The organism is Streptomyces sp. cg35, assembly GCF_050410835.1.
Classification (GTDB): Bacteria; Actinomycetota; Actinomycetes; order Streptomycetales; family Streptomycetaceae; genus Streptomyces.
In genome coordinates this window covers 6,821,030-6,843,158 of record NZ_CP191268.1, presented here as the reverse complement: position 1 = coordinate 6,843,158, position 22,129 = coordinate 6,821,030, and the positions used below count along the sequence as shown (strand labels likewise).

Below are 22,129 nucleotides of genomic sequence, written 5' to 3'. Positions count from 1 at the left end.
CCATGGACGTACCGCGGCTGGTCGTCGCCGCGCCCGCCTCCGGGTCGGGCAAGACGACCGTGGCGACGGGCCTGATGGCCGCGTTCGCCGAGCGCGGCCTCGCCGTGTCGCCGCACAAGGTCGGACCCGACTACATCGACCCGGGCTACCACGCCCTGGCGACGGGACGCCCCGGCCGGAACCTGGACGCGTACATGTGCGGGCCCGACCTAGTCGGCCCGCTGTTCGCGCACGGCGCGCACGGCTGCGAACTCGCCGTCGTGGAAGGCGTGATGGGCCTGTTCGACGGGGCGTCCGGGGAGGGCGAGCTGGCGTCGACGGCTCATGTCGCCAAGCTGCTCAAGGCGCCCGTGGTGCTCGTCGTCGACGCCTCGTCGCAGTCGCGGTCGGTGGCGGCGCTGGTGCACGGCTTCGCGTCCTTCGACCCGGAGGTGCGGCTCGCGGGCGTCATCCTCAACAAGGTCGGCTCGGAGCGGCACGAGCTGCTGCTGCGGGAGGCCATGGAGGAGGTCGGTGTCCCGGTGTACGGGGCGCTGCGCCGCGCTCCCCAGGTCGCCACCCCTTCACGGCACCTGGGCCTCGTCCCGGTGGCCGAGCGGAGTTCGGAGGCGGTGGACTCGGTGCGGGCGTCGGCCGCGATGGTCCGCGAGGGCTGCGACCTGGAGGGCCTGCTGGCCCTGGCCCGTGCGGCCCCGCCACTGGCGACGGAGGCGTGGAGTGCAGCGCCGCCTGGGGCGCGGCCGGCCACGCACGACCCGCACGCGCCGACGAAGCCGGTCGTGGCAGTGGCAGGGGGCGCGGCCTTCACCTTCTCCTACGCCGAACACGCGGAACTGCTCACGGCGGCGGGCGCCCAGGTGGCCGCCTTCGATCCCCTCCACGACGAACAGCTCCCGGAGGGAACCGCGGGGATCGTCATAGGCGGCGGCTTCCCGGAGGTCTACGCCCCCGAGCTCTCGGCCAACGAACAGCTCCGCAAGGCCGTCTCCGAACTGGCCCGCACCGGCGCCCCCGTCCTGGCCGAGTGCGCGGGCCTGCTCTATCTGTCCCGTTCCCTCGACGGCCAGGAGATGTGCGGGGTGCTCGACGCCGACGCGCACATGTCGGGCCGGCTCACCCTCGGCTACCGGGACGCCGTCGCCGTGACCGACAGCGCGCTCGCCCCGGCCGGGGCCCGCCTGCGCGGCCACGAGTTCCACCGGACCGTGATGGAGCCGGGCGCGGGGCCCGCCCCGGCGTGGGGCATGCGGCTGCCGCAGCCGCGCGTCGAGGGCTTCGTGCAGCGGGGCGTGCACGCCAGTTATCTGCACACGCACTGGGCGGCCCGGCCGGACATCGCCCGGCGCCTCGTGGAGCGGTGCGCCGCGCCGTGACCGCTCGTTCAGCCGGCGATGCCCACCACGAGCCAGATGAACGCCGCGCCGGCGACCGTGCACAGCAGGGTCGAGCGGGCCGGGTGGTCGTGGTGGGCCTCGGGCAGGATCTCGGCGGCGGCCAGGTAGAGCAGCACGCCGCCGAAGAAGCCGAGATAGCCGCCGAGCAGTTGCTCCGGAATGGTGAACAGCAGCGTCGACGCCGCGCCCACCACCGGGGCCGCCGCGTCGGCGAACAGCATCATCATCGCCTTGCGGCGGGCGTTCCCGTACAGGCGCGTGATCGTGTACGTGTTGAAGCCGTCGGCGAAGTCGTGGGCGATCACCGCGAGCGCCACGGCGAGGCCCATACCGCCGCCGACCTGGAACGCGGCACCGATCGCGATGCCGTCCATCATGCTGTGCCCGACCATCGCCCCGGCCGCGGTGAGCCCGACCTCGGGGGCCCGGCCGTTCTCGTACGCGTCGGCGCCGTGGGCGGCCTGGCGCTGGGCGAGCAGGTGCTCCAGGACGTGCGCGGCGAGGAATCCCGCGACGAACAGCAGCAGCGCCGCGGGCACCCCGAACACCGGGCCGCCCGCCGCGTCGAGCGCTTCGGGCAGCAGGTCGAGTCCGACCACGCCCAGCATGAGCCCACCCGCGAGACCGAGCACCAGGTGCCGCCGGTCGGTGACCCGTCTCGCGGTCCAGCCGCCGACCAGGGTCATCACAAAGGCGCCGAGCGCCACGAACACCGCCATGGGCCCTTGCTAACCCATCCGGCACCCGCGGCGCACATCCGACACCGCCCGGACGCGGTGATCGTCGGGGTCGGTGCCCGCGCCGGGGTGGCGTCCGGGGAGGTGCTCGGGCTGGTCCGGGCCGCCTTGGCCGAGGCCGGGGCGGAGGTCGCCGATGTCGTGGCGCTCGCCACGGTCGAGGCGAAGGGCCGGGAGCCCGGGATCGTGGCGGCGGCCGCGGCGCTCGGCGTGCCGCTGCGCACGTACAGCGCCGGGCTGCTCTCCGCCGTGCCGGTGCCGCACCCGTCGCAGCGGGCGCGCGAAGCGGTGCGCACGCCGTCAGTCGCGGAGGCCGCCGCCCTCGCCGACGGGGGTGAGCTGCTCGTTCCCAAACGGACCTCGACGGGCGCGGGCGGCGGGTCCGGACGGGTGACGTGTGCGGTGGCCCGGGCCGGGTAGGGTCCGGTCCCTCTCGGCCTTCTCGTTCGGCCTGCTCGTTCGTCTCCGCCCGTACGTCCCGCAAGGAGCTCCTCCCGTGCACACTCCTCCCCCGGCTCTGCTCGCCGCCCTGGAGCAGCGGCTCGACGACGTCCTGGGCCATGGCGCCCGCACCCCGTACGACCGGGCCGACGTGACCGTGCTGCTCGTGGGACACGGCTCGGCCGATCCCGCGGCCAACGCCGAACTCGTCGCGGCGGCCCGGCTGTTGTGGGAGGGCAGCGGATACGCCGGGGTGGAGCCGGCGTTCGTGTCGGGCGCGGCGCCCGACGTGCCGTCCGGGCTCGACCGGTGTGCGGCGCTCGGCGCGCGGCGGGTGGTCGTGCTGCCGTACGGGCCGCTGCCGTCGGAGCGGTTCTGGGCGCAGGCCGAGGGCTGGGGCGCGGCGCACCCCGAGGTGGACGTGCGCCGCGCCGCGGCGGCCGAGGAGCCGCCGGAGGCGGGCGGCGGGCCGGATCTGCGGCATCACGGGGACGCCGAGGTCCGGGACGACGGCGAGAAGTTGACGGATCTCGCGGTGAACGTGCGCACCGGTACGCCGCCCGGCTGGCTGCGGGAGCGGATCGCCGGTGCGCTGGAGGGCCTCGCGGCGTATCCGGACGGGCGGGCGGCGCGGGCCGCGGTGGCGGCGCATCACGGGGTGCCGGTGGAGCGGGTGCTGCTCACGGCCGGGGCGGCGGAGGCGTTCGTGCTGCTGGCCCGGGCGCTGCGGGTGCGGCGGCCGGTGGTGGTGCATCCGCAGTTCACGGAGCCGGAGGCGGCGCTGGAGGACGCCGGGCACGCGGTGGGGCGGGTGCTGTTGCGGGAGGCGGACGGGTTCCGGCTCGATCCGGCGCTGGTGCCGCCCGAGGCGGATCTGGTGGTCGTGGGGAACCCGACGAATCCCACGTCCGTCCTGCATCCGGCGGACGCGGTGCGGCGGCTGGCGCGGCCCGGGCGGGTGCTGGTGGTCGACGAGGCGTTCATGGACGCGGTGCCGGGCGAGCGGGAGTCGCTGGCCGGGCGGACGGACGTGCCGGGCCTGGTCGTGCTGCGGAGCCTGACGAAGACGTGGGGGCTGGCCGGCCTGCGGGTCGGGTACGTGCTGGCGGAGCCGGAGGTGGTGGCGGCGCTGGAGCGGGCCCAGCCGTTGTGGCCGGTGTCGTCGCCCGCGCTGGTGGCGGCGCAGGCGTGTGTGTCGGCGCGGGGTGTCGCGGAGGCGGCCGACGCGGCGGCGGCCGTCACGGCGGACCGGGAGCATCTCGTGGGGCTGCTGGCGGAGTTGGGCTCGTCCGGGGTGTCGGTGGCCGGCCTCGCGCAGGGGCCGTTCGTGCTGGTCCGGGTGCCCGGCGCGGATGTCGTGCGGGAGCGGTTGCGGGAGGCCGGGTTCGCGGTGCGGCGGGGCGACACGTTTCCCGGCCTCGGGCGGGACTGGGTGCGGATCGCGGTGCGGGACCGGGGCACGAGCGAGCGGTTCACGACGGCGCTCAGGGACGTGCTGAAAGGCTGAACGAGCCTGTGAGGGCTGGGCGTCGGCGCGGACCGGCGCCCGCCCGTGCCGTTCCCGGTGACGCTTCCGGTGCTGCTTCCTGTGCTGCTTCTTGTGCTCAGTCCCCGGTCACGATGTCCGGCCTCAGCGGGGTCAGACGGTCCGCGATCACGGTGATCGTGCCCGCGGGGACGCCCGCCTCCGTGAGGGCCCCCGCCAAGTGGGACACCACACGGTCGAAGTCGGCCCCTGTCAGGGACAGCGGTGCATGGGCCGCACGCAGCGAACGCCCCTGGTAGGCGCCGGGGCCGCCGAGCGCCGCGGCGATGAAGGCCCGCTGGTGGGCCTTGAGGGCGACGAGGTCGATGGAGCGGAAGTGCGGGGACAGCCGGTCGTCCGCCAGGACCTTGGCGTAGAAGAGGTCGACCACGGCCGTCACGGCGGGAGCGCCGCCGACGGCCGCGTAGAGGGACCCGGCTGCGTCACTCGTGTTGTCCATGAGAATCGAACGTATCCGCGGAACAGGGCATTCAGAACCCGGTGGTGGCCACGGACAGCGGTCGGGGGCGCCGCCCCCACGGCGGCACCCCCGACTCCCCCTCCCCCTGGGCCCCTCCCCGGGCCCCTCCCCCGAGGCGCTATGCGCGGGAGCGCCCCCGGCGGGCCATCGCCACGGCGCCGCCGCCGGCCACCAGCAGGACGATCGCGCCGCCCGCGATGTACGGCGTCATGGAGTTGCCGCCCGTCTCCGCCAGGTCGCTCTTCTCGGCGGCGGGCTCGGCCGCGACCGGCTTGTCCGCCTTGGCGCCCTGCGGCTGCACGTCGTCGGAGTCGTCCGCCGGCTTCGGCGAGGCCGGGGTCTCGGCCGCCTTCGGGGCCTCGCAGGTGGCGCCGGCCAGCGTGACCTCACCGTTGACCTCGGCGACGTTCAGCTTCAGCGGGTTGACGGAGACCTTGAGCTGGAGGGCGGAGGCAGCCGCCGTCGTCGAGGTGGTCGACGTGTTGGACAGGCCGAGCGAGACGTCGCCGACGCCCGGGACCTTGACCTCCGTGGTGCCGCCCGCGCTCAGCGTCACCTTCTTGCCGAGGACCGTGACGGAACCGAGCACGTTCGACTCGGCGACCGGCTTCTTGCCCGCCTCGCACAGGGCCTTCGAGGTGACCTGGTCGACCTCGATCAGGGAGAGCAGCGGCAGACCGGGGATGTGGATCTTCGCGTGGACGAGCTGGGTGAAGCCCTCCGCCTTCTTGTCGTCGACGGTCGCCCTCGCCTTCGCCACGTCCGCGCGCAGCACGCTGAACGGCTGGCCGCCGTCGACGCCGTCCAGCTGGGCGGTCAGCGCGGTCTTCTCGGCGCTGGCGGGGGCCTGCACCTCGTTCAGCGCGACCTTCAGCGGAACGTTGACGGTCTTGTTCAGGAGAGAGACGTCCAGGCCCGTGCGGAGTACGACCGCGCTGGACTTGCCTCCGTGGTCACCCGTCGCCGCGGCCGGGCCCGCGGTCGCGAGCGCGGCGGGCCCGGCGGCGAGCACGGTCGCGACGGCGGTCGCGGCGACGCGGCGGGCGGGCGTGCGCAGGGCGGTGGTGACAGTGGAGCTGGGCATGCTGGTGGGACCCCCAGGAAGAGGACAGGACAGGACAGTCCAGTACGTGGAATGAACAGAACAGCTGCCGTCGGGGCGTGGTGCATGGGGACATCACGCGGTGCCGCCGACGGCGTCGACCGGTCATCGATGAGGGAATCTTTACGCACTGAGAGTGAACAGGCAGCAACCTGACGTGAGTTCACCCCAAAGGGGGGTTTCCGCGCGTGTCTTCGAATCTTTGGGCTCGGTTGTTCCCTGCCGTCACCCTGATGTCACCCGGCCCGACGATCCGCCCCGCATGCGCCGGTTGACAGCGCGGGCGCGGACAAGTTGTGTGCAACGAGCAGCGACCTCCGCGGGTCACGCTGTGTCAACCCCTGTACCGGGCCGAGGAGTTCGATGCCGCGCAACGTCGTACTGATCACCGCCGACCAGTGGCGCGGCGACTGCCTCTCGGGCGCGGGGCATCCGGTGGTGCGTACGCCCTACCTGGATCAACTCGCGGGGCGCGGCGCCCGGTTCGACCGTGCGTACTCGGCGGTGCCGTCCTGCATACCGGCGCGGGCGGCCCTGCACACCGGCCTCGCGCAGACCTCGCACGGGCGCACCGGGTACCGGGACGGCGTGCCGTGGGAGTACCCGGTGACGCTGGCGGGCGAGTTCGGGCGGCACGGGTACCAGACCCGGGCGATCGGGAAGCTGCACGCGTTCCCGGAGCGCAACCGCATCGGTTTCGACGAGGTGACCCTGCACGACGGCTACCTGCACTTCGCCCGGGACCGGCGGACCGATCCCCGGTTCCACGACGACTACGCGGCCTGGCTGGAGCGGCAGCCCGGCGGCGGTGACCACACGGACCACGGGCTCGACTGCAACAGCGTGGTGGCGCGGCCGTGGGACCGGCCCGAGCGGCTGCACCCGACGAACTGGGTGGTGACGGAGGCGATCGACTTCCTGTACCGCCGGGATCCGACCGCCCCCTTCCTGCTGCACCTCTCCTTCCACCGCCCGCATCCGCCCTACGATCCGCCGCGCTGGGCGTTCGAGCAGTATCTGGACGCACCCGGGTACCGGCCGGCGGTGGGCGACTGGGCCGACGCCCTGGAGGGCTGGCGGGACGACACGCGCGCCGACGCGAACTACGCCTCGTACGACGCCCGTACGGTCCATCGCGCGCGGGCCGGCTACTACGGCCACATGTCCCACATCGACCAGCAGATCAACCGGTTCACGCAGGCGCTCGCCGAGTTCCGGCTCGCCGACGACACGTGGATCTGCTTCACGTCGGACCACGGCGAGATGCTGGGCGAGCACCGGCTGTGGCGGAAGGCATATCCGTACGAGGGGTCGGCGCGGGTGCCGTTGATCCTGTCGGGGCCGCGGGGGTCGCTGCCCGCCGGGACCGTCGTCGGTCCCGAGGCGGTGGCCGAGCTCCGCGACATCATGCCCACGCTGCTGGAGTGCGCGCAGCTGCCGGTGCCCGAAGGGCTCGACGGGCACAGCCTGCTTCCGGCGGCGCGCGGCGAACGGCTCCCCGCGCCACGGCCGTACCTGCACGGGGAGCACGCCCTGTTCGGGGAGTCGATGCACTGGCTGACGGACGGGCACGCCAAGTACGTGTGGTTCTCGGGCGGCGGCCGCGAGCAGCTCTTCGACCTGGACGCCGATCCGCAGGAGCTGCACGATCTGGCGCCCTCGGCCGCCGGGGACGTAGCCGTGTGGCGGTCCCGGCTGGTCGCGGAGCTGACGGGGCGGCCCGAGGGGTACGTGGCGAACGGCGACCTGGTCACGGGCCGGGCCCCCCGGGACACCTTGCCGGTGGGGCGGCGGGGCTGAGCGCTCGGCGTCCGCCGGGTGCGCTTCGCGCCTGTGGGGTCGGTGTGCGTCTGCCGGGTCGGCGTGCGTGGCCGGCTGCGCGCCGGTGGTCCTGCTTCGCGCGGGGAACCGCGCGACCAGCCGCGACGGAACGCGCACCCGTCGACGGACAGCCACCTGGCAGACGAGTCGCCTACCCGACGACCCGCCCCCGCAGCACGATCCGCCGCGGCGCCGCGAGCACCTTCACGTCCGCCCGCGGATCCGCCCCGTAGACGACGAGGTCCGCGGGGGCGCCCTCCGCGAGGCCGGGGCGCCCCAGCCACTCCCGCGCACCCCACGCCGTCGCCGACACCGCCTCGACCGGAGGGATACCCGCGCGGACCAGTTCCGCGACCTCCCCGGCGACGAGACCGTGCGCGAGGGAGCCGCCCGCGTCCGTGCCCACGTACACCGGGACTCCGGCGTCGTAGGCGGCGCGGACCGTGTCGTAGCGGCGCTCGTACAGCCGCCGCATGTGCGCCGACCAGCGAGGGAACTTCTGCTCGCCGCCCGCCGCGAGGTCCGGGAACGTGGCGATGTTGACGAGGGTCGGCACGATCGCGACGCCCCGCTCGGCGAAGAGCGGGATGGTGTCCTCGGTCAGTCCGGTGGCGTGCTCGATGCAGTCGATGCCCGCCTCGACGAGGTCGCGCAGCGAGTCCTCGGCGAAGCAGTGGGCGGTGACCCGGGCGCCGAGCCGGTGGGCCTCGGCGATCGCCGCCTCGACGGCGTCGCGCGGCCAGCAGGCGCTGAGGTCGCCGGTGCCGCGGTCGATCCAGTCGCCGACCAGCTTGACCCAGCCGTCGCCGCGCCGGGCCTCCTGGGCGACGTACGCGACGAGGTCCTCGGGCTCGATCTCGTGCGCGTAGTTGCGGATGTAGCGGCGGGTGCGGGCGATGTGCCGGCCCGCGCGGATGATCCTCGGCAGGTCCTCGCGGTCGTCGATCCAGCGGGTGTCGGAGGGCGAGCCCGCGTCGCGCAGCAGCAGCGTGCCGTGGTCGCGGTCGGTCAGGGCCTGCTTCTCGGCGGTGTCGGCGGGGACCGGGCCGTGGGCGTCGAGGCCGACGTGGCAGTGCGCGTCGACCAGGCCGGGGAGCGTCCAGCCGTCGACGGTCGTCACGTCGAGGCCGGCCGAGACCGGGCGGTCGTAGGTGACGCGGCCGTCGATCACCCACAGTTCGTCACGGACGTCGTCGGGTCCGGCCAGGACCCGCCCCTTCACGTGCAGCACCCCACGGTCAGTCATGACCGAAGCCTACGAAAGGGGTGGGTACGCTCGACACCGGCATCCTGTCCGAACCCGTGAGCGAAGAGAGCACCACCGTGACGCATCCGTTTCTCGATCTGGCCCCCCTGAGCGCCGAGCACTTCGCCTCCATCGAGGACCGCGTCGCCCGGCTCCTGGACACCTCGCAGGACGTCGTGGTCATGCAGGGCGAGGCGCTGCTGCCGCTGGAGGGCGCCATCCGCGCCGCGGCCGGCCCGGGGACCGTGGCCCTGAACGTGATCACCGGCCCGTACGGGCAGACCTTCGGGGACTGGCTGCGGGACTGCGGGGCGACCGTGTACGACCTGGCGGTGCCGTTCCACACGGCGGTCACCGCGGAGCAGATCCGGCAGGCGTTCGCCGAGCAGCCCGACATCGACTTCGTGTCGCTGGTGCACGCGGAGGCGGCGACCGGCAACACCAACCCCGTCGCCGAGATCGGTGAGGTGGTGCGCGAGCACGGCGCGCTGTTCTACCTGGACGCGGTCGCGTCGATCGCCGCCGAGCCGGTGCTGCCGGACGCCTGGGGCGTGGACCTGTGCGTGATCGGCGCGCAGAAGGCGATGGGCGGCCCGGCCGGCGTCTCCGCCGTGTCGGTGAGCGCGCGGGCCTGGGAGCGGATGGCCGCCAACCCGCAGGCGCCGCGCCACTCGTACCTGTCGCTGCTCGACTGGAAGCAGCGCTGGATCGACGGGGGCCGCAAGGCGCTGCTGCACGCTCCGGCGCAGCTGGAGATGCTCGCCCTGGAGGCGTGCGTGGAGCGCATCGAGAGCGAGGGCCTGGAGTCGCTGATGGCGCGGCACGCGAGCGCCGCCGCCGCGACCCGGGCCGGGGCCCTCGCGCTGGGCGGCGGCCTCGAGCCGTACGTGCACGAGGCCCGGGACGCCGCTCCGGTCGCCACGACGCTGCGCGCGCCCGCCGGGACCGACGCCCGTGAGCTGGTGGCGAAGGCCCTCGCCGTCGACCCGGTGCTGCCGCTGGTCGCGGGCGGCGGGGCGCTGGCCGAGACGATGATCCGGGTCAACCACTACGGGCCGCAGGCCACCCGCGGTGTCGTGCAGTCCTCGCTCGCGGCGCTCGGCGGGGCGCTCGCGGAGGCCGGGCTCGAGGTGGACCTGGAAGGTGCGCGGAAGGCGGTCGCGGCCACCTGGTCATAACCCCTCCGCACGCAGAATCGGCGCCGCCCTTTTTTGGGCGGCGCTTTTCTATATTCTTCTCTCAGGCATTTTCAGGTAATTATCGGAGCAGCTTCCCGTATTGCTTCTGCCCGCTTTTCCTGGACGTAAACACTAAGGTTTCAACAACAGGAAGCGACGTAATTCCGGCGGGTGCCGAGGCAGTTACAACGTTGTGACGTACTCCACATGCGCAGCGTTTTGCCCCTTATGATCGCCTCAAATCGCCATATTCTGCGGACGGTTCGTGCGCGTGCCCACCCGCGCGCGATAACACACATCCTCCGAGTACGTAACCCCTCACCCGGATGCAATCCCAGAAATTGGTCGGTAAATTCAATTTCCATGACCGCCGCACAAGCGCAATTCCAGCTCGATCAGCCCGGCGTGGCCGACGGCGCCGCGATCTGGCGTATCGCACGTGACTCCAAGGTGCTCGACCTCAACTCCTCGTACAGCTATCTGCTCTGGTGTCGCGACTTCGCCGCCACCTCCGCGGTGGCCCGCGACGAGACCGGCGAGGTCGCCGGGTTCGTGACCGGCTACATCCGTCCGGACCGCCCGGAGACCCTGGTCGTGTGGCAGATCGCCGTGGACGACGCCCACCGCGGGCACGGACTGGCCGGAGAACTCCTGGACGGCCTGACCGCCAAGGTCTCCGCCGAGCGGCAGGTCACCACTGTCGAGACGACCATCACGCCGGACAACGCGGCGTCCCAGGCTCTGTTCCTCTCGTACGCCCGCAGGCACGGGGCCGGAGTGGAGCGCCAGGTGCTGTTCGACGCCGGGCTGTTCCCCGACGACGGACATCTGCCCGAGGAGCTGTACCGCATCGGACCGCTCGCGCCGGCTGCCTAGCCGACGCACGCCCACACCGCCAACCCCCCTCAACTCCCCTTCCAAGAGGAGCATTTGCTGTGACCATCACCCAGCCTGACCTGAGCGTCTTCGAGACCCTTGAGTCGGAGGTGCGCAGCTACTGCCGAGGCTGGCCCACCGTCTTCGACCGGGCCCAGGGCAGCCGCATGTACGACGAGGACGGCCACGAGTACCTGGACTTCTTCGCGGGCGCCGGATCGCTCAACTACGGGCACAACAACCCCGTGCTGAAACGCGCCCTGATCGACTACCTGGAGCGCGACGGCGTCGTGCACGGCCTCGACATGTCGACGTCGGCCAAGCGCAACTTCCTGGAGTCCTTCCAGAACATCATCCTGCGCCCGCGTGACCTGCCCTACAAGGTCATGTTCCCGGGCCCGACGGGCACCAACGCCGTCGAGTCCGCGCTGAAGCTGGCCCGCAAGGTCAAGGGCCGTGAGTCGATCGTGTCGTTCACGAACGCCTTCCACGGCATGTCGCTCGGCTCGCTCGCCGTGACCGGCAACGCGTTCAAGCGGGCCGGCGCCGGCATCCCGCTGGTGCACGGCACGCCGATGCCGTTCGACAACTACCTCGACGGCCAGACGCCCGACTTCATCTGGTTCGAGCGGCTGCTCGAGGACTCCGGCTCGGGCCTGAACACCCCCGCGGCCGTGATCGTCGAGACGGTCCAGGGCGAGGGCGGCATCAACGTCGCCCGCGCCGAGTGGCTGCGCAAGCTCGCCGATGTGTGCGAGCGCTGGGACATGCTGCTCATCGTCGACGACATCCAGATGGGCTGCGGCCGCACCGGTGCCTTCTTCTCCTTCGAGGAGGCGGGCATCACACCGGACATCGTGACTGTTTCGAAGTCCATCAGCGGGTACGGGATGCCCATGTCCCTGTGCCTGTTCAAGCCGGAGCTGGACATCTGGGAGCCGGGCGAGCACAACGGCACGTTCCGCGGCAACAACCCCGCGTTCGTGACGGCCGCCGCGGCCCTGGAGACGTACTGGACCGACGGCGCCGCGATGGAGAAGCAGACCCTCGCCCGCGGCGAGCAGATCGACGAGGCCCTCGCCGCGCTGCGCGACGAGTTCCGCGACGACACCGTCGAGTACCGCGGCCGCGGCCTGGTGTGGGGCCTTGAGTTCCGCGACAAGGAGCGGGCGGGCAGGGTCGCCAAGCGCGCCTTCGAGCTCGGACTGCTCATCGAGACCTCCGGCCCCGAGAGCGAGGTCGTCAAGCTGCTTCCGGCGCTGACGATCACTCCCGAGGAGCTGGAAGAGGGGCTGCGCACGCTCACCAGGGCCGTGCGCGAGACCGCCTGACACCCCTCAGGAACGTAGAAGAGAGAGGCAGCAACTCACCGTGATTGTCCGTTCGTTCAAGGAGATCGAGAACACCGACCGGCACGTGAAGTCGGCGTCCGGCACCTGGGAGAGCAAGCGCATCGTCCTCGCCAAGGAGAAGGTCGGCTTCTCCCTGCACGAGACGATCCTCTACGCGGGCACGGAGACCGACATGTGGTACGCCAACCACATCGAGGCCGTACTCTGCGTGGAGGGCGAGGCGGAGCTCACCAACAAGGAGACCGGCGAGAAGCACTGGATCGAGCCGGGCACGATGTACCTCCTGAACGGCCACGAGCGCCACACGCTGCGCCCCAAGACCGACTTCCGCTGTGTGTGCGTGTTCAACCCGCCCGTGACCGGGCGGGAGGACCACGACGAGAACGGTGTCTACCCGCTGCTGACCGAACCCGAGGAGGTCTGATCCGATGACCGCGCTCTCCACGGACCCCGACATCACCGATCTGTACCCGACCCGCGGCACCTCCGAGGTGGCCACTCCGCGCGTCGACCCGGTCGTCTGGTCGCCGCCGGGGGCACGGGGCCCGATCCGTGAATCGGACCTCTCGGGTTTCGAACGGGACGGCTTCCTCGCGATCGACGAGCTGATCGGCCCGGACGAGATCGGCACGTACCAGGCCGAGTTGAACCGGCTGATCACGGACCCGGCGGTCAAGGCGGACGAGCGCTCGATCGTCGAGAAGAAGTCGCAGGACGTGCGCTCGGTCTTCGAGATCCACAAGATCAGCGAGGTGTTCGCGAACCTGGTGCGCGACGAGCGCATCGTGGGCCGCGCGCGCCAGATCCTCGGCTCGGACGTCTACGTCCACCAGTCGCGGATCAACGTCAAGCCCGGCTTCGGGGCGAGTGGCTTCTACTGGCACTCGGACTTCGAGACCTGGCACGCCGAGGACGGCCTGGCGAACATGCGCACGGTGTCGGTCTCCATCGCGCTGACGGAGAACTACGACACCAACGGCGGCCTCATGATCATGCCGGGGTCGCACAAGACGTTCCTCGGCTGCGCCGGTGAGACGCCGAAGGACAACTACAAGAAGTCGCTGCAGATGCAGGACGCGGGCATCCCCTCGGACGAGGCCCTCACCAAGTTCGCCGACAGCCACGGCATCCGGCTGTTCACCGGCAAGGCCGGCTCGGCGACCTGGTTCGACTGCAACGCCATGCACGGCTCCGGCGACAACATCACCCCGTACCCGCGCTCGAACGTGTTCATCGTGTTCAACAGCGTGGAGAACACGGCGGTGGAGCCGTTCGCGGCACCCGTGCGGCGCCCGGAGTTCATTGGGGCGCGGGACTTCACCCCGGTGAAGTGACGTACGTACGCGCATGAGGCGGGGCGGGACCGATTCGGTCCCGCCCCGCCTCATGTGTGTGCGGCTACAGCGCCGGATAGTCCGTGTAGCCCTTCGCGTCGCCGCCGAAGAAGCTGGCCGGGTCCGGGGTGTTGTACGGGCCCTCGGTCCGCAGCCGGGCGGGCAGGTCCGGGTTGGCGAGGAACAGGGCGCCGAAGGAGACCAGGTCGGCGAGACCCTCCTCGACGAACCGCAGGGCGGTGTGGTCGGTGGGGCCCTCGGTGAGCGCGTTGAGGACGAACGTGCCGCTGAACCGCTTGCGCAGGTCCACGGTCACCTCACGGATGTCGGTGGTCTCCAGGACGTGGAGGTAGGCGATGCCGAGCGGGTCGATCGCGTCGACCAGCGCCGCGTGCGTCTCGGCGAAGTCGCTCTCCTGCATCGAGTTGTACGGGTTGCCGGGCGACAGGCGCAGCGCGGTGCGCTCCGGGCCGATGGCCTCGGCGACCGCCCTGACGACCTCGACCGCGAACCGGATGCGGTTCTCCACGCTGCCGCCCCACTCGTCGGTGCGGTGGTTGGAGCCCGTACCGAGGAACTGGTGGATCAAGTAGCCGTTGGCGCCGTGCAGTTCGACGCCGTCGAAGCCGGCCTCGACGGCGCCGCGGGCGGCGGCGGCGAAGTCGGCGACGGTGGCGCGGATCTCGTCCGCGGTCAGCTCGCGCGGGGTGGTGAAGTCCTGGAAGCCCTCGTTCGTGAAGGCCTTGCCCTCGGGCGCCACCGCGGACGGGGCGACGGGGGCCTGTCCGTCGGGCAGCAGCGACGGGTGGCTGATCCGGCCCGCGTGCATGAGCTGGGCGAAGATCCGGCCGCCGGCCGCGTGCACGGCGTCGGTGACCGTGCGCCAGGAGGCGATCTGCTCGGCGCTGTGCAGCCCCGGCGTCCAGGCGTATCCCTGGCCCACGGCCGAGGGCTGGATCCCCTCGGTGATGATCAGGCCCGCGGAGGCGCGCTGCGTGTAGTACTCGGCGGTCAGCTCGGTGGCGGTGCCTCCGGCGCCGGCCCGGCTGCGGGTCATGGGCGCCATGGCTATGCGGTTGGCGAGGCGGGTGCCGGAGAGGTCGAGCGGGTCGAAAGCGGTGGTCATGGCTACTCCGTTCCACAGAGCCCGGACGACGGCGTGGCGGCCGCCGACGGCATTATTTGGTCGGCCAAGCAATCGGGCTCGCCCACTGTAACGCATTCCTTGGCCGGCCAAGGTAATCTCTGGGAGAAGACCGGATTCAGGAGTGCCTCATGCCCGAGACCCCAGCGACCTCCGCGTCGGACCGGCCCTCCGGGCCGTCCGACGACCCTGCCTGTAGCGGCCACGCCGCCCTGGGAGGACCCGTCAGCCTGGCCCTGTCACGGGTCGCGCGACTGCACCGCACCGCCGCGGCCCGGCAACTGCGCGCGCTCGGCCTCTACCCGGGGCAGGAGTTCGTGATGATGCACCTGTGGGACCAGGGGCCCGTCCGGCAGTCCGAGCTGATCAAGGCCGTGGAGCTGGACCCGTCGACGGTGACCAAGATGCTGCAGCGCCTGGAGCAGGCCGGACACGTGCGCCGCTGCCCCGACCCGCACGACCGGCGCGCGGTGCTCGTCGAGGCCACCGAGCAGAGCTGCGGTCTGCTGAAGGACGTCTCCGGGGCGTGGGACGCGCTGGAGAGGCAGACGCTGGCGGGGTTGTCGGCGCGCGACCGGGACGAGTTCGTGCGGCTGCTGGCCCTGGTGGAGGGCAACCTCTGCACGGGTCCCGACGCCTGCCCCGAGTAGGGCGCGCGGCGGGCCCCGGCGGGGTCACAGCCAGGCGAGCCGGGCCGCCCGGTCGAGGACGGTGCGCACCGCCTCCTCGTCGCCGAGGGCGCCCCGGGGGACGGTCTGCGGGGTGTGCCGGCCGCCGACCAGCAGACAGAAGTCGACCGGATCCAGGGCGAGTTCGGCGCGGACGGGTTCGCCCTCGGCGCCGAGGATCCACTCCGTGCTGCGGGTGACGTCCGTGATGGTGAGGGCGACCGGCCCGGCGCCCCGGCCGAGCGCCAGACCGAGGACGCGGACGGCGAGCCGGACCAGGCGCCACAGGTGCGCGGCGGGCGGCGGGGGCACCGGGCGGTCCAGGGCCCGGCCGATGTCGTCGGCGTGGATCCAGGTCTCGAAGGCACGGATCAGGAAGTGCTCGGCGACGGGGAGCCGCACGCCGACCAGCGTGGCGGCCCGCGCGGCGCGTTCGGGGTCGCGGGCGTCCGGGGTGGCCAGCAGCGCGGCGGTCTGGGCGCGCCAGGTGGTGACGGTGGCCTGCGGGGAGCGGCCCCGCTCGTGGGCGATGACCTGGTGGGTGCGGGTGGTCCAGGCCGTGCGCCAGCCGGTGTCCCGCGGGTGCGGCGGGGCGGGCGGGGCGTTGGCCGGGAGGCCCAGGTGGGCGGCGAGGTGTTCGTCGGCGGCGATGAGGTGGGCGACCGTGTCCTGCACGGTCCAGTCGTGGATCACGGGGGTGAGCCAGGGGGCGGCGTCCGCGGTGGCGTCCGGTTCCGGGGCGAGCTCGGCGAGCAGGGCCTGGAGCGCGGCCACGGCGGCGGCGTACGGCTCGGCGTGCGCGGCGGTGCGCGGCGCGGGCGGGCGGGCGGTGAGGGCCCGGGCCAGGATCTCGTCCCCGAGCGCGGGTCCGGGCGGCGGCACCTCCCCGTCCGGGCCGTCCAGCAGCCGCACCGGTTCGCGCAGCAGCTCCGCCTCCGCCGCGCACTGTTCGCAGTCGGCGAGGTGAGCCGGGACCAGCCGCTCTTCGGACGGGGGCAGGGCCCGCACGGCCCAGGCACCGAGGAGTTCACGGATCGCCGCGTGGTCGTCCGCGTCGGTCGTCATCACGCGCTCCTTTCCCTGGCCGGGTCGGGCGGTTCCGCCAGGGTCTCGGCCAGCCGGTGCAGGGCCGTACGCAGGCGGGTCTTCGCGGTGCCCTCGGGAATGCCGAGTTCCGCTGCCGCCTGACGGTACGTCCGGCCCGCGAAATACGCCAGGTGCACCACCTGCCGCTGGGGCAGCGGGAGTTCGGCGAGGGCAGAGTGGAGCAGGAGGGCGCGTTCGCGGTCCACGACCCGTTCGTCGGGGCCCGGGTCCGGCGCGGGAATCGCGTGCAGGGTCTCGTCGTCCGCGGCGGCCGCCTTGCGGTGGCGGGCCTCGCTGCGCACCCAGTCGACGGCGCGGCGGTGCGCCAGCATGCTCAGCCAGGTGCGCAGCGTGCCGCGGCGCGCGTCGTACGCGTAGGGGCGTGCCCACAGATGGGCGAAGACCTCCTGCGCGACGTCGTCGGCGGCTCCGGCCTGGCCGGTCACCCGGACGGCGACGCCACGGACGAGACCGCCGTAGGTGGCGTACACCTCGGAGAGCGCGGCCTCGTCGCCGTAGACCAGTCGCTGATGCAGCGCGACGTCCGCTGTCGGTCCTGTCCCGTCCGTCCGGGCCACCGGCACCACCACCTCGTAGTGCCTTCCTAGCGTCCGGACCCACCGGACGCCAGGGCCTGCCCGGCCTCAGCGGGCCAGGACCTCCAGGAGGCGGTCGACGTCCTCGGGCGTGTTGTAGAGGTGGAAGGAGGCCCTCAAGTTGCCTGCCCTGTTGGCGAGTTCGATACCGGCGGCCTGCAACTCGGGCTGCCGTCCGCCGAGTCCGGGGACCGACACGATCGGGGAGCCGGGCGCGGGGAGCGCCTTGCGGCCCAGCTCCGCCAGGCCCGCGCGGAAGCGCTCGGCGAGCGCCAGGTCGTGGGCGCGGACGGCGTCCGGGCCGAGCTCCTCGATCAGGGCGAGGGACCGGCGCGCGCCGGTGTACGCGACGAGGCCCGGCGACTGGTCGAACCGGCGGGCGGAGCGGGCGAGCTCGGTGACGGGGCCGTAGCAGCTGTCCCACGGCCGCTCCCCCGCGACCCAGCCGCCGAAGACGGGGGTCAGCTCGTCCGGGTCCTCGGGGCCGACGAAGAAGACCGCGCCGCGGGGGCAGGTGAGCCACTTGAAGGCGACGGAGGCGACGTAGTCGGCGGCCGCGGCGTGCGCGGCGAGCGGGAACCAGCCGGCGGCCTGCGAGACGTCGACGTAGAGACGGGCGCCGTGGGCGCGGGTGACGGCCCGCAGCTCGGCCTGATCCGCCACTCGGCCGTCCGCGGACTGGACCGCGCTCACGGCGACCAGGGCGGTGCCGGGCCGGACGGACTCGGCGAGCGCGTCCAGCGGGACGGTGCGGACCTTGAGGTCCCCGCGCGCGTGGAAGGGGTGGACCGTGGAGCTGAACTCGCCCTCGGCCGTGAGCACCTCGGCGCCCTCGGGCAGCGAAGCGGCGATCAGTCCGGTGTACAGGGCGACGGACGCGCCCGTCGCCACCCTGGCCACCGGGACCCCGGCGATCCGTGCGAACGCGGCGCGGGCCTCCTCGACGTCGGCGAACAGGGAGTCGGTGGGACGGCCCTCGGCCATGCCGGCGATCGCGTCGCGCATGGCGTCCGCTGCCCGCGCGGGCAGCAGACCGGAGCCGGCGGTGTTCAGGAAGGTGCCGGCCGGGGCGTACTGGGCGCGGACGAGGTCGAGGTTCAGGGCGGGGGCGACGGGCGGGTGCTCATCGATGGGCTCCATGGCACCACTGTCCCCCGCCGCCAACTGCCCGTCCATTGCGCATTTTTGAGCAGTACCTGTAAGGAACGCTTGTCCGCGCGGCAGGGCGGGGTCAGGCGCCCGGGACCGCGCAGCCGTCGGGGCCGCAGGCGTCGGCGCCGTCGGCGCTGTCGATCACGGTGAGCGGGGAGCGGTTGTCCCAGGCCTGGGTGAGCGCCTGGGTGAAGACCTCGGCGGGCTGGGCGCCGGAGACGCCGTACTTGCGGTCGAGGACGAAGAACGGCACTCCGGTCGCGCCCAGCTCGGCCGCCTCGCGCTCGTCGGCGCGGACCTCGTCGGCGTACGCGTCCGGGTCGGCGAGGACGGCGCGCACCTCGGTCTCGTCCAGGCCCGCCTCGACGGCGAGCCGGACGACGTGCTCGTCGTCGGCGAAGACGGAGCCCTGCTCGGCGAAGTTGCCGCGGTAGAGCGCGTCGATCATGGCGTCCTGCAGGCCCTTGTCGTGGGCGAGGTGGAGCAGGCGGTGCAGGTCGAAGCTGTTGCCGTAGTCGCGGCCCTCGGTGAGGTAGGGCAGGCCGAGGGCCTGCGCCTGCTGTCCGAGGCCCTGCTCGTTGGCGGCGGCCTGCTCCTCGCTGATGCCGTACTTCTGGGCGATGTGCGGGACGACGAGACCGGTGTCGCCCTTCGCGATCGTGGGGTCGAGCTCGAAGGAGCGGTGCACGACCTCGACCTCGCCCTTGTGCGGGAAGGCGTCGAGGGCCTGCTCGAACCGGGACTTGCCGATGTAGCAGAACGGGCAGTTGATGTCGGTCCAGATCTCGACGCGCATGGGGTTTCTCGCTCCAGTTTCGTACGGCGCAGGGATTGCCCTGCGCCCTACGTCAACCGGATGGTCCCTCCGCTCATTCCCCGGGCGTCAGGAACCGTCCTTCAGGCCCCGCGGCCAGTTCGGGCGGAACTCGATGCGGTCGTAGCGGACCGTGCACCCCTCGCCCACCGGTGACTGCGCGAGGAAGCCGACGAGGGCCGCCCCCGCGGACTTCTCGTCGCCGAGGGAGAAGATCCGTACGAAGGTCCACTTCTCGCCGTCGGTCGAGGCGTGGAACGCGAAGGCCGAGCCGGTGCGGCTGATCCGCAGCCACACCGTCGTCCCGGGCACCACGAAGGAGTTCGCGTCGTCGGAGTGGCCGCGTGTGACGACCGTGCAGATGGTCGGCTCGTCCGGGGAGCGCTCGTAGCAGAGCTTGGCCCACTCCCGGTCGCCCACGTGGACGTAGAGGACGCCCGCGTCGAAGGCCGCCTCGAAGCCGACGGTGAGCCGGGCGATCAGCTGGAAGTCACCCTCGGGCGCGCCGAGCAGCCGGGGCGCGTCGGAGGCGGGGTCGAGGGCGTGGCCCGTCGGCGGCACGAAGCGGTCCTGCCGGGCGCCCGCCCGGCCGGTGAGCACCCCGTCCTGGTAGGACCAGTCCCCGTCGGGTCCGTAGGAGCGCAACGGAAAGGGGAGTTCGGGCAGCTGGAGTTCCATGGGCCTCAGTTTTCCAGGCGGCCGTTGTAGCGCCGCGGCAGGCCCAGCGGGTTGTCGTCGCGCAGCTCCGGGGGCAGCAGCGCCTCGGGAGTCGTCTGGTACGAGACCGGGCGCAGCCAGCGCTCGATCGCCGTGCCGCCGACCGAGGTGGAGGTGGACGTCGTCGCCGGGTACGGGCCGCCGTGGTGCTGGGCGGGGGCGACCGCGACGCCGGTCGGCCAGCCGTTGACCAGGACGCGGCCGGCGAGCGGGGTCAGCTCGGCGAGGAGTTCGGTGCCCCGGCCCTCGCCCGCGGTCTCCTCGGCGGACAGCTGGGCGGTGGCCGTGAGGTTGCCGGGCAGCCGGGACAGCACGGAGGTGATCTCGTCCGCCGACTCGTAGCGGGCGACGACGGTCACCGGGCCGAAGCACTCCTCCAGGAGCAGGTCGTGCGGCCCGCCCTCGACGGCGAGGCGGGTGGCCGGAACGGTCAGGAAGCCGGGGCTGACGGTGTGCTCGCCGCCCGCGCCGGGGGTCACCGGGGCGTCCACGTCCGGGAGTCCGGCCCGCTCGGCGACGCCCGCGACGAAGTTGTCCCGCATGCGGTGGTCGAGCAGGACGCCGGCGGCGGTGTCGCTGACGGCGGCCGTGAGGGACTTGACGAGGCTGTCGCCCGCCTCGCCGGCCGGCGCGAAGACCAGACCCGGCTTCACGCAGAACTGGCCGACGCCCAGCGTCATGGAGCCCGCGAGGCCGGTGCCGATCGCCTCGGAACGCTCCGCGGCCGCCGCCTCGGTGATCACGACGGGGTTGAGGGAGCCCAGCTCGCCGTGGAAGGGGATCGGCACCGGGCGGGCCGCGGCCGCGTCGAAGAGCGCGCGTCCGCCGCGGACGGAACCGGTGAAGCCGGCCGCCGCGACCAGCGGGTGCTTGACGAGCTCGACGCCCGCCTCGAAGCCGTGCACGAGGCCGAGCACGCCCTCCGGGATGCCGTGCCGCTCGGCGGCCCGGCGGATGACCGAGGCGACCAGCTCGGAGGTGGCCGGGTGGTCGGGGTGGGCCTTGACGACCACGGGGCAGCCCGCGGCGAGCGCGCTCGCGGTGTCGCCGCCGGGCACGGAGAAGGCGAAGGGGAAGTTCGACGCCGAGTAGACGGCGACGACGCCCAGCGGGATCTTGTAGCGGCGCAGGTCCGGGATCGGCGGCGTCGCCGTGTCGTCGGGGTGGTCGATGACGACGCCGAGGAAGGCGCCCTCCTCGACGACGCCGGCGAACGCCCGCAGCTGGAAGCAGGTGCGGGCGAGTTCGCCGGTGAGCCGGACCGGGCCGAGCGCGGTCTCCGCGTCGGCGGCCTCGACCAGGTGGTCCTTGGCCTCGTCGAGCAGGTCGGCCGCGGTGCGCAGGAAGGCGGCGCGCACGGTGCGGTCGGCGAGGGCGGAGCGGGCTTCCTGGGCGGCGCGGACCGCCTGGTCCACCTCCTGGGCCGTGGCCTCGACCGCGACCTGCTCCCGCTGCTTCCCGGTTCGGGGGTCGACACTCCAGACTGGTGCTGCTGCCACGGCGCACTCCTCCTGCTCTTCCCGCAGCGCGCCGGGCGAGCCGCGAGGGTCGTTCGATATACTGAACGCTGTCTCTGGTGATGAACTCTACGGAGACTATTTCTCGTCGAACGAAGGGGTCAAGGGCGATGTCGGCAGGCGAGACGGGGGCCGTTGCGGGCGCCGGAGCGGGTGGCGCGCAGGTCAAGTCGGCGGTGCGCACGGTCGAACTGCTCGAATACTTCGCCGGGCGCCCCGGCATGCACTCCCTGGCCGCCGTCCAGGAAGCAGTCGGGTATCCGAAGTCGAGCCTGTACATGCTGCTGCGCACGCTCGTCGAGCTCGGCTGGGTGGAGACGGACGCGACCGGGACGCGGTACGGCATCGGGGTGCGGGCGCTGCTGGTGGGCACCTCGTACATCGACGGCGACGAGGTCGTGGCCGCGGCGCGGCCCACGCTCGACCGGCTCTCGGACGACACCACGGAGACCATCCACCTGGCGCGCCTCGACGGCACGAACGTGGTGTACCTGGCCACGCGCCAGTCGCAGCACTATCTGCGGCCCTTCACGCGCGTGGGGCGACGGCTGCCCGCGCACTCCACGTCGCTGGGCAAGGCGCTGCTCGCCACGCACACCGACGAGCAGGTCCGCAAGATGCTCCCGGAGACGCTGCCCGCGCTGACCGAGCACACGATCACCGACCGCGAGAAGCTCATCGAGGAGCTGCACGCGGTGCGCGAGCAGGGGTTCGCGGTGGACCGCGAGGAGAACACGCTGGGGCTGCGCTGCTTCGGTGTCGCCGTCCCGTACCGGACCCCGGCCCGGGACGCGATCTCCTGCTCGGTGCCGGTGGCGCGGCTGACGCCCGCGCACGAGCAGATGGTGAAGGACGCGCTGTTCGACGCCAGGGACCGGCTGACCCTCGCCACGCGCCGGCTCTGATCCCTGTCGGGGCCGGTCCGCGCCGGGCGAGGGGCGTTCCGTT

22 protein-coding genes and 1 pseudogene are annotated in these 22,129 nt (G+C 72.9%); 12 read left to right on the top strand and 11 right to left on the bottom strand.

The window, feature by feature from the left end; translation table 11 throughout:
• Positions 1–2 precede the first annotated feature (2 nt).
• Positions 3–1,373 carry a cobyrinate a,c-diamide synthase gene (locus ACQUQD_RS31270; RefSeq protein ID WP_428955510.1) on the top strand — a complete coding sequence of 457 codons (1,371 nt, stop codon included), beginning with the start codon at positions 3–5 and terminating at the stop codon, positions 1,371–1,373.
• An 8-nt stretch (positions 1,374–1,381) separates the two neighbouring features.
• Here ACQUQD_RS31270 and ACQUQD_RS31265 read toward each other — a convergent pair whose 3' ends face one another.
• Entirely contained in the window at positions 1,382–2,113 is a 732-nt protein-coding gene (locus ACQUQD_RS31265; RefSeq protein WP_428955509.1) for a ZIP family metal transporter, read from the bottom strand.
• 6 nt (positions 2,114–2,119) lie between these two features.
• Here ACQUQD_RS31265 and ACQUQD_RS31260 point away from each other — a divergent pair, with 6 nt between their 5' ends.
• The 3 genes and pseudogenes from ACQUQD_RS31260 to cobC all read left to right on the top strand — a co-directional run bounded on the left by ACQUQD_RS31260 (position 2,120) and on the right by cobC (position 4,079).
• Entirely contained in the window at positions 2,120–2,551 is a 432-nt protein-coding gene (locus ACQUQD_RS31260) for a cobalamin biosynthesis protein (RefSeq protein ID WP_428955508.1), read from the top strand.
• Positions 2,529–2,864: pseudogene (locus tag ACQUQD_RS31255) on the top strand (CbiX/SirB N-terminal domain-containing protein); the annotation flags it as partial. The gene ACQUQD_RS31260 and the pseudogene ACQUQD_RS31255, both read left to right, overlap by 23 nt.
• Before the next feature lie 123 nt (positions 2,865–2,987).
• On the top strand, positions 2,988–4,079 hold the full coding sequence (gene cobC, locus ACQUQD_RS31250; protein ID WP_428957707.1) for an Rv2231c family pyridoxal phosphate-dependent protein CobC: 1,092 nt from the start codon (positions 2,988–2,990) through the stop codon (positions 4,077–4,079).
• A gap of 97 nt (positions 4,080–4,176) precedes the next feature.
• Here the strand turns inward: cobC and ACQUQD_RS31245 are convergent, their stop codons facing one another.
• Both ACQUQD_RS31245 and ACQUQD_RS31240 read right to left on the bottom strand, forming a co-directional pair.
• A complete protein-coding gene (locus tag ACQUQD_RS31245; RefSeq protein ID WP_428955507.1) occupies positions 4,177–4,557 on the bottom strand; it encodes a group I truncated hemoglobin in 381 nt (126 codons plus the stop codon).
• 139 nt (positions 4,558–4,696) lie between these two features.
• Positions 4,697–5,662, bottom strand: a complete 966-nt coding sequence (locus ACQUQD_RS31240) for an SCO1860 family LAETG-anchored protein (protein ID WP_428955506.1) — start codon at positions 5,660–5,662, stop codon at positions 4,697–4,699.
• Positions 5,663–6,043: 381 nt separating this feature from the next.
• Between ACQUQD_RS31240 and ACQUQD_RS31235 the strand changes: the two genes are divergently transcribed.
• The gene (locus ACQUQD_RS31235) at positions 6,044–7,480 is read left to right on the top strand and encodes an arylsulfatase (protein WP_428955505.1); all 1,437 of its coding nucleotides are present in this window, start codon (positions 6,044–6,046) and stop codon (positions 7,478–7,480) included.
• A 172-nt stretch (positions 7,481–7,652) separates the two neighbouring features.
• Here ACQUQD_RS31235 and ACQUQD_RS31230 read toward each other — a convergent pair whose 3' ends face one another.
• Entirely contained in the window at positions 7,653–8,747 is a 1,095-nt protein-coding gene (locus ACQUQD_RS31230) for an amidohydrolase family protein (protein ID WP_428955504.1), read from the bottom strand.
• A 77-nt stretch (positions 8,748–8,824) separates the two neighbouring features.
• On the opposite strand from ACQUQD_RS31230, the gene ACQUQD_RS31225 reads away from it, so the two are divergent.
• The 5 genes from ACQUQD_RS31225 to thpD all read left to right on the top strand — a co-directional run bounded on the left by ACQUQD_RS31225 (position 8,825) and on the right by thpD (position 13,487).
• Entirely contained in the window at positions 8,825–9,925 is a 1,101-nt protein-coding gene (locus ACQUQD_RS31225) for a pyridoxal-phosphate-dependent aminotransferase family protein (RefSeq protein ID WP_428957706.1), read from the top strand.
• Positions 9,926–10,288: 363 nt separating this feature from the next.
• Positions 10,289–10,801: a diaminobutyrate acetyltransferase gene (gene ectA, locus ACQUQD_RS31220; RefSeq protein ID WP_428955503.1), complete on the top strand. Its 513-nt coding sequence runs from the start codon at positions 10,289–10,291 to the stop codon at positions 10,799–10,801.
• A gap of 59 nt (positions 10,802–10,860) precedes the next feature.
• Complete coding sequence (ectB, locus tag ACQUQD_RS31215; RefSeq protein WP_428955502.1) at positions 10,861–12,132, top strand: diaminobutyrate--2-oxoglutarate transaminase; 1,272 nt, start codon at positions 10,861–10,863, stop codon at positions 12,130–12,132.
• A gap of 40 nt (positions 12,133–12,172) precedes the next feature.
• Positions 12,173–12,577 (top strand): ectoine synthase, encoded by a 405-nt coding sequence (locus ACQUQD_RS31210; protein WP_428955501.1) that lies wholly within the window; start codon positions 12,173–12,175, stop codon positions 12,575–12,577.
• Positions 12,578–12,581: 4 nt separating this feature from the next.
• Positions 12,582–13,487: an ectoine hydroxylase gene (thpD, locus tag ACQUQD_RS31205; protein WP_428955500.1), complete on the top strand. Its 906-nt coding sequence runs from the start codon at positions 12,582–12,584 to the stop codon at positions 13,485–13,487.
• Between the two features lie 64 nt (positions 13,488–13,551).
• Here the strand turns inward: thpD and ACQUQD_RS31200 are convergent, their stop codons facing one another.
• Positions 13,552–14,613, bottom strand: coding sequence for an alkene reductase (locus tag ACQUQD_RS31200; protein WP_428955499.1), 1,062 nt, complete (start codon positions 14,611–14,613; stop codon positions 13,552–13,554).
• Between the two features lie 149 nt (positions 14,614–14,762).
• Between ACQUQD_RS31200 and ACQUQD_RS31195 the strand changes: the two genes are divergently transcribed.
• The gene (locus ACQUQD_RS31195; RefSeq protein ID WP_428955498.1) at positions 14,763–15,281 is read left to right on the top strand and encodes a MarR family winged helix-turn-helix transcriptional regulator; all 519 of its coding nucleotides are present in this window, start codon (positions 14,763–14,765) and stop codon (positions 15,279–15,281) included.
• 24 nt (positions 15,282–15,305) lie between these two features.
• Here the strand turns inward: ACQUQD_RS31195 and ACQUQD_RS31190 are convergent, their stop codons facing one another.
• From ACQUQD_RS31190 to ACQUQD_RS31165, 6 genes are all read right to left on the bottom strand, one after another.
• A complete protein-coding gene (locus ACQUQD_RS31190; protein ID WP_428955497.1) occupies positions 15,306–16,364 on the bottom strand; it encodes a maleylpyruvate isomerase family mycothiol-dependent enzyme in 1,059 nt (352 codons plus the stop codon).
• Complete coding sequence (locus tag ACQUQD_RS31185) at positions 16,364–16,975, bottom strand: sigma-70 family RNA polymerase sigma factor (protein WP_428955496.1); 612 nt, start codon at positions 16,973–16,975, stop codon at positions 16,364–16,366. The genes ACQUQD_RS31190 and ACQUQD_RS31185 overlap by 1 nt, the downstream gene beginning before the upstream one ends.
• 54 nt (positions 16,976–17,029) lie before the next feature.
• Positions 17,030–18,121, bottom strand: a complete 1,092-nt coding sequence (locus tag ACQUQD_RS31180) for an aminotransferase class V-fold PLP-dependent enzyme (RefSeq protein WP_428955495.1) — start codon at positions 18,119–18,121, stop codon at positions 17,030–17,032.
• Between the two features lie 91 nt (positions 18,122–18,212).
• The gene (locus ACQUQD_RS31175; protein ID WP_428955494.1) at positions 18,213–18,929 is read right to left on the bottom strand and encodes a DsbA family oxidoreductase; all 717 of its coding nucleotides are present in this window, start codon (positions 18,927–18,929) and stop codon (positions 18,213–18,215) included.
• An 87-nt stretch (positions 18,930–19,016) separates the two neighbouring features.
• Positions 19,017–19,625 (bottom strand): DUF1349 domain-containing protein, encoded by a 609-nt coding sequence (locus ACQUQD_RS31170; protein WP_428955493.1) that lies wholly within the window; start codon positions 19,623–19,625, stop codon positions 19,017–19,019.
• A gap of 5 nt (positions 19,626–19,630) precedes the next feature.
• Positions 19,631–21,163 (bottom strand): aldehyde dehydrogenase (NADP(+)), encoded by a 1,533-nt coding sequence (locus ACQUQD_RS31165; RefSeq protein WP_428955492.1) that lies wholly within the window; start codon positions 21,161–21,163, stop codon positions 19,631–19,633.
• A gap of 128 nt (positions 21,164–21,291) precedes the next feature.
• On the opposite strand from ACQUQD_RS31165, the gene ACQUQD_RS31160 reads away from it, so the two are divergent.
• Entirely contained in the window at positions 21,292–22,086 is a 795-nt protein-coding gene (locus ACQUQD_RS31160) for an IclR family transcriptional regulator (RefSeq protein WP_428955491.1), read from the top strand.
• The last annotated feature ends 43 nt before the right edge of the window (positions 22,087–22,129 follow it).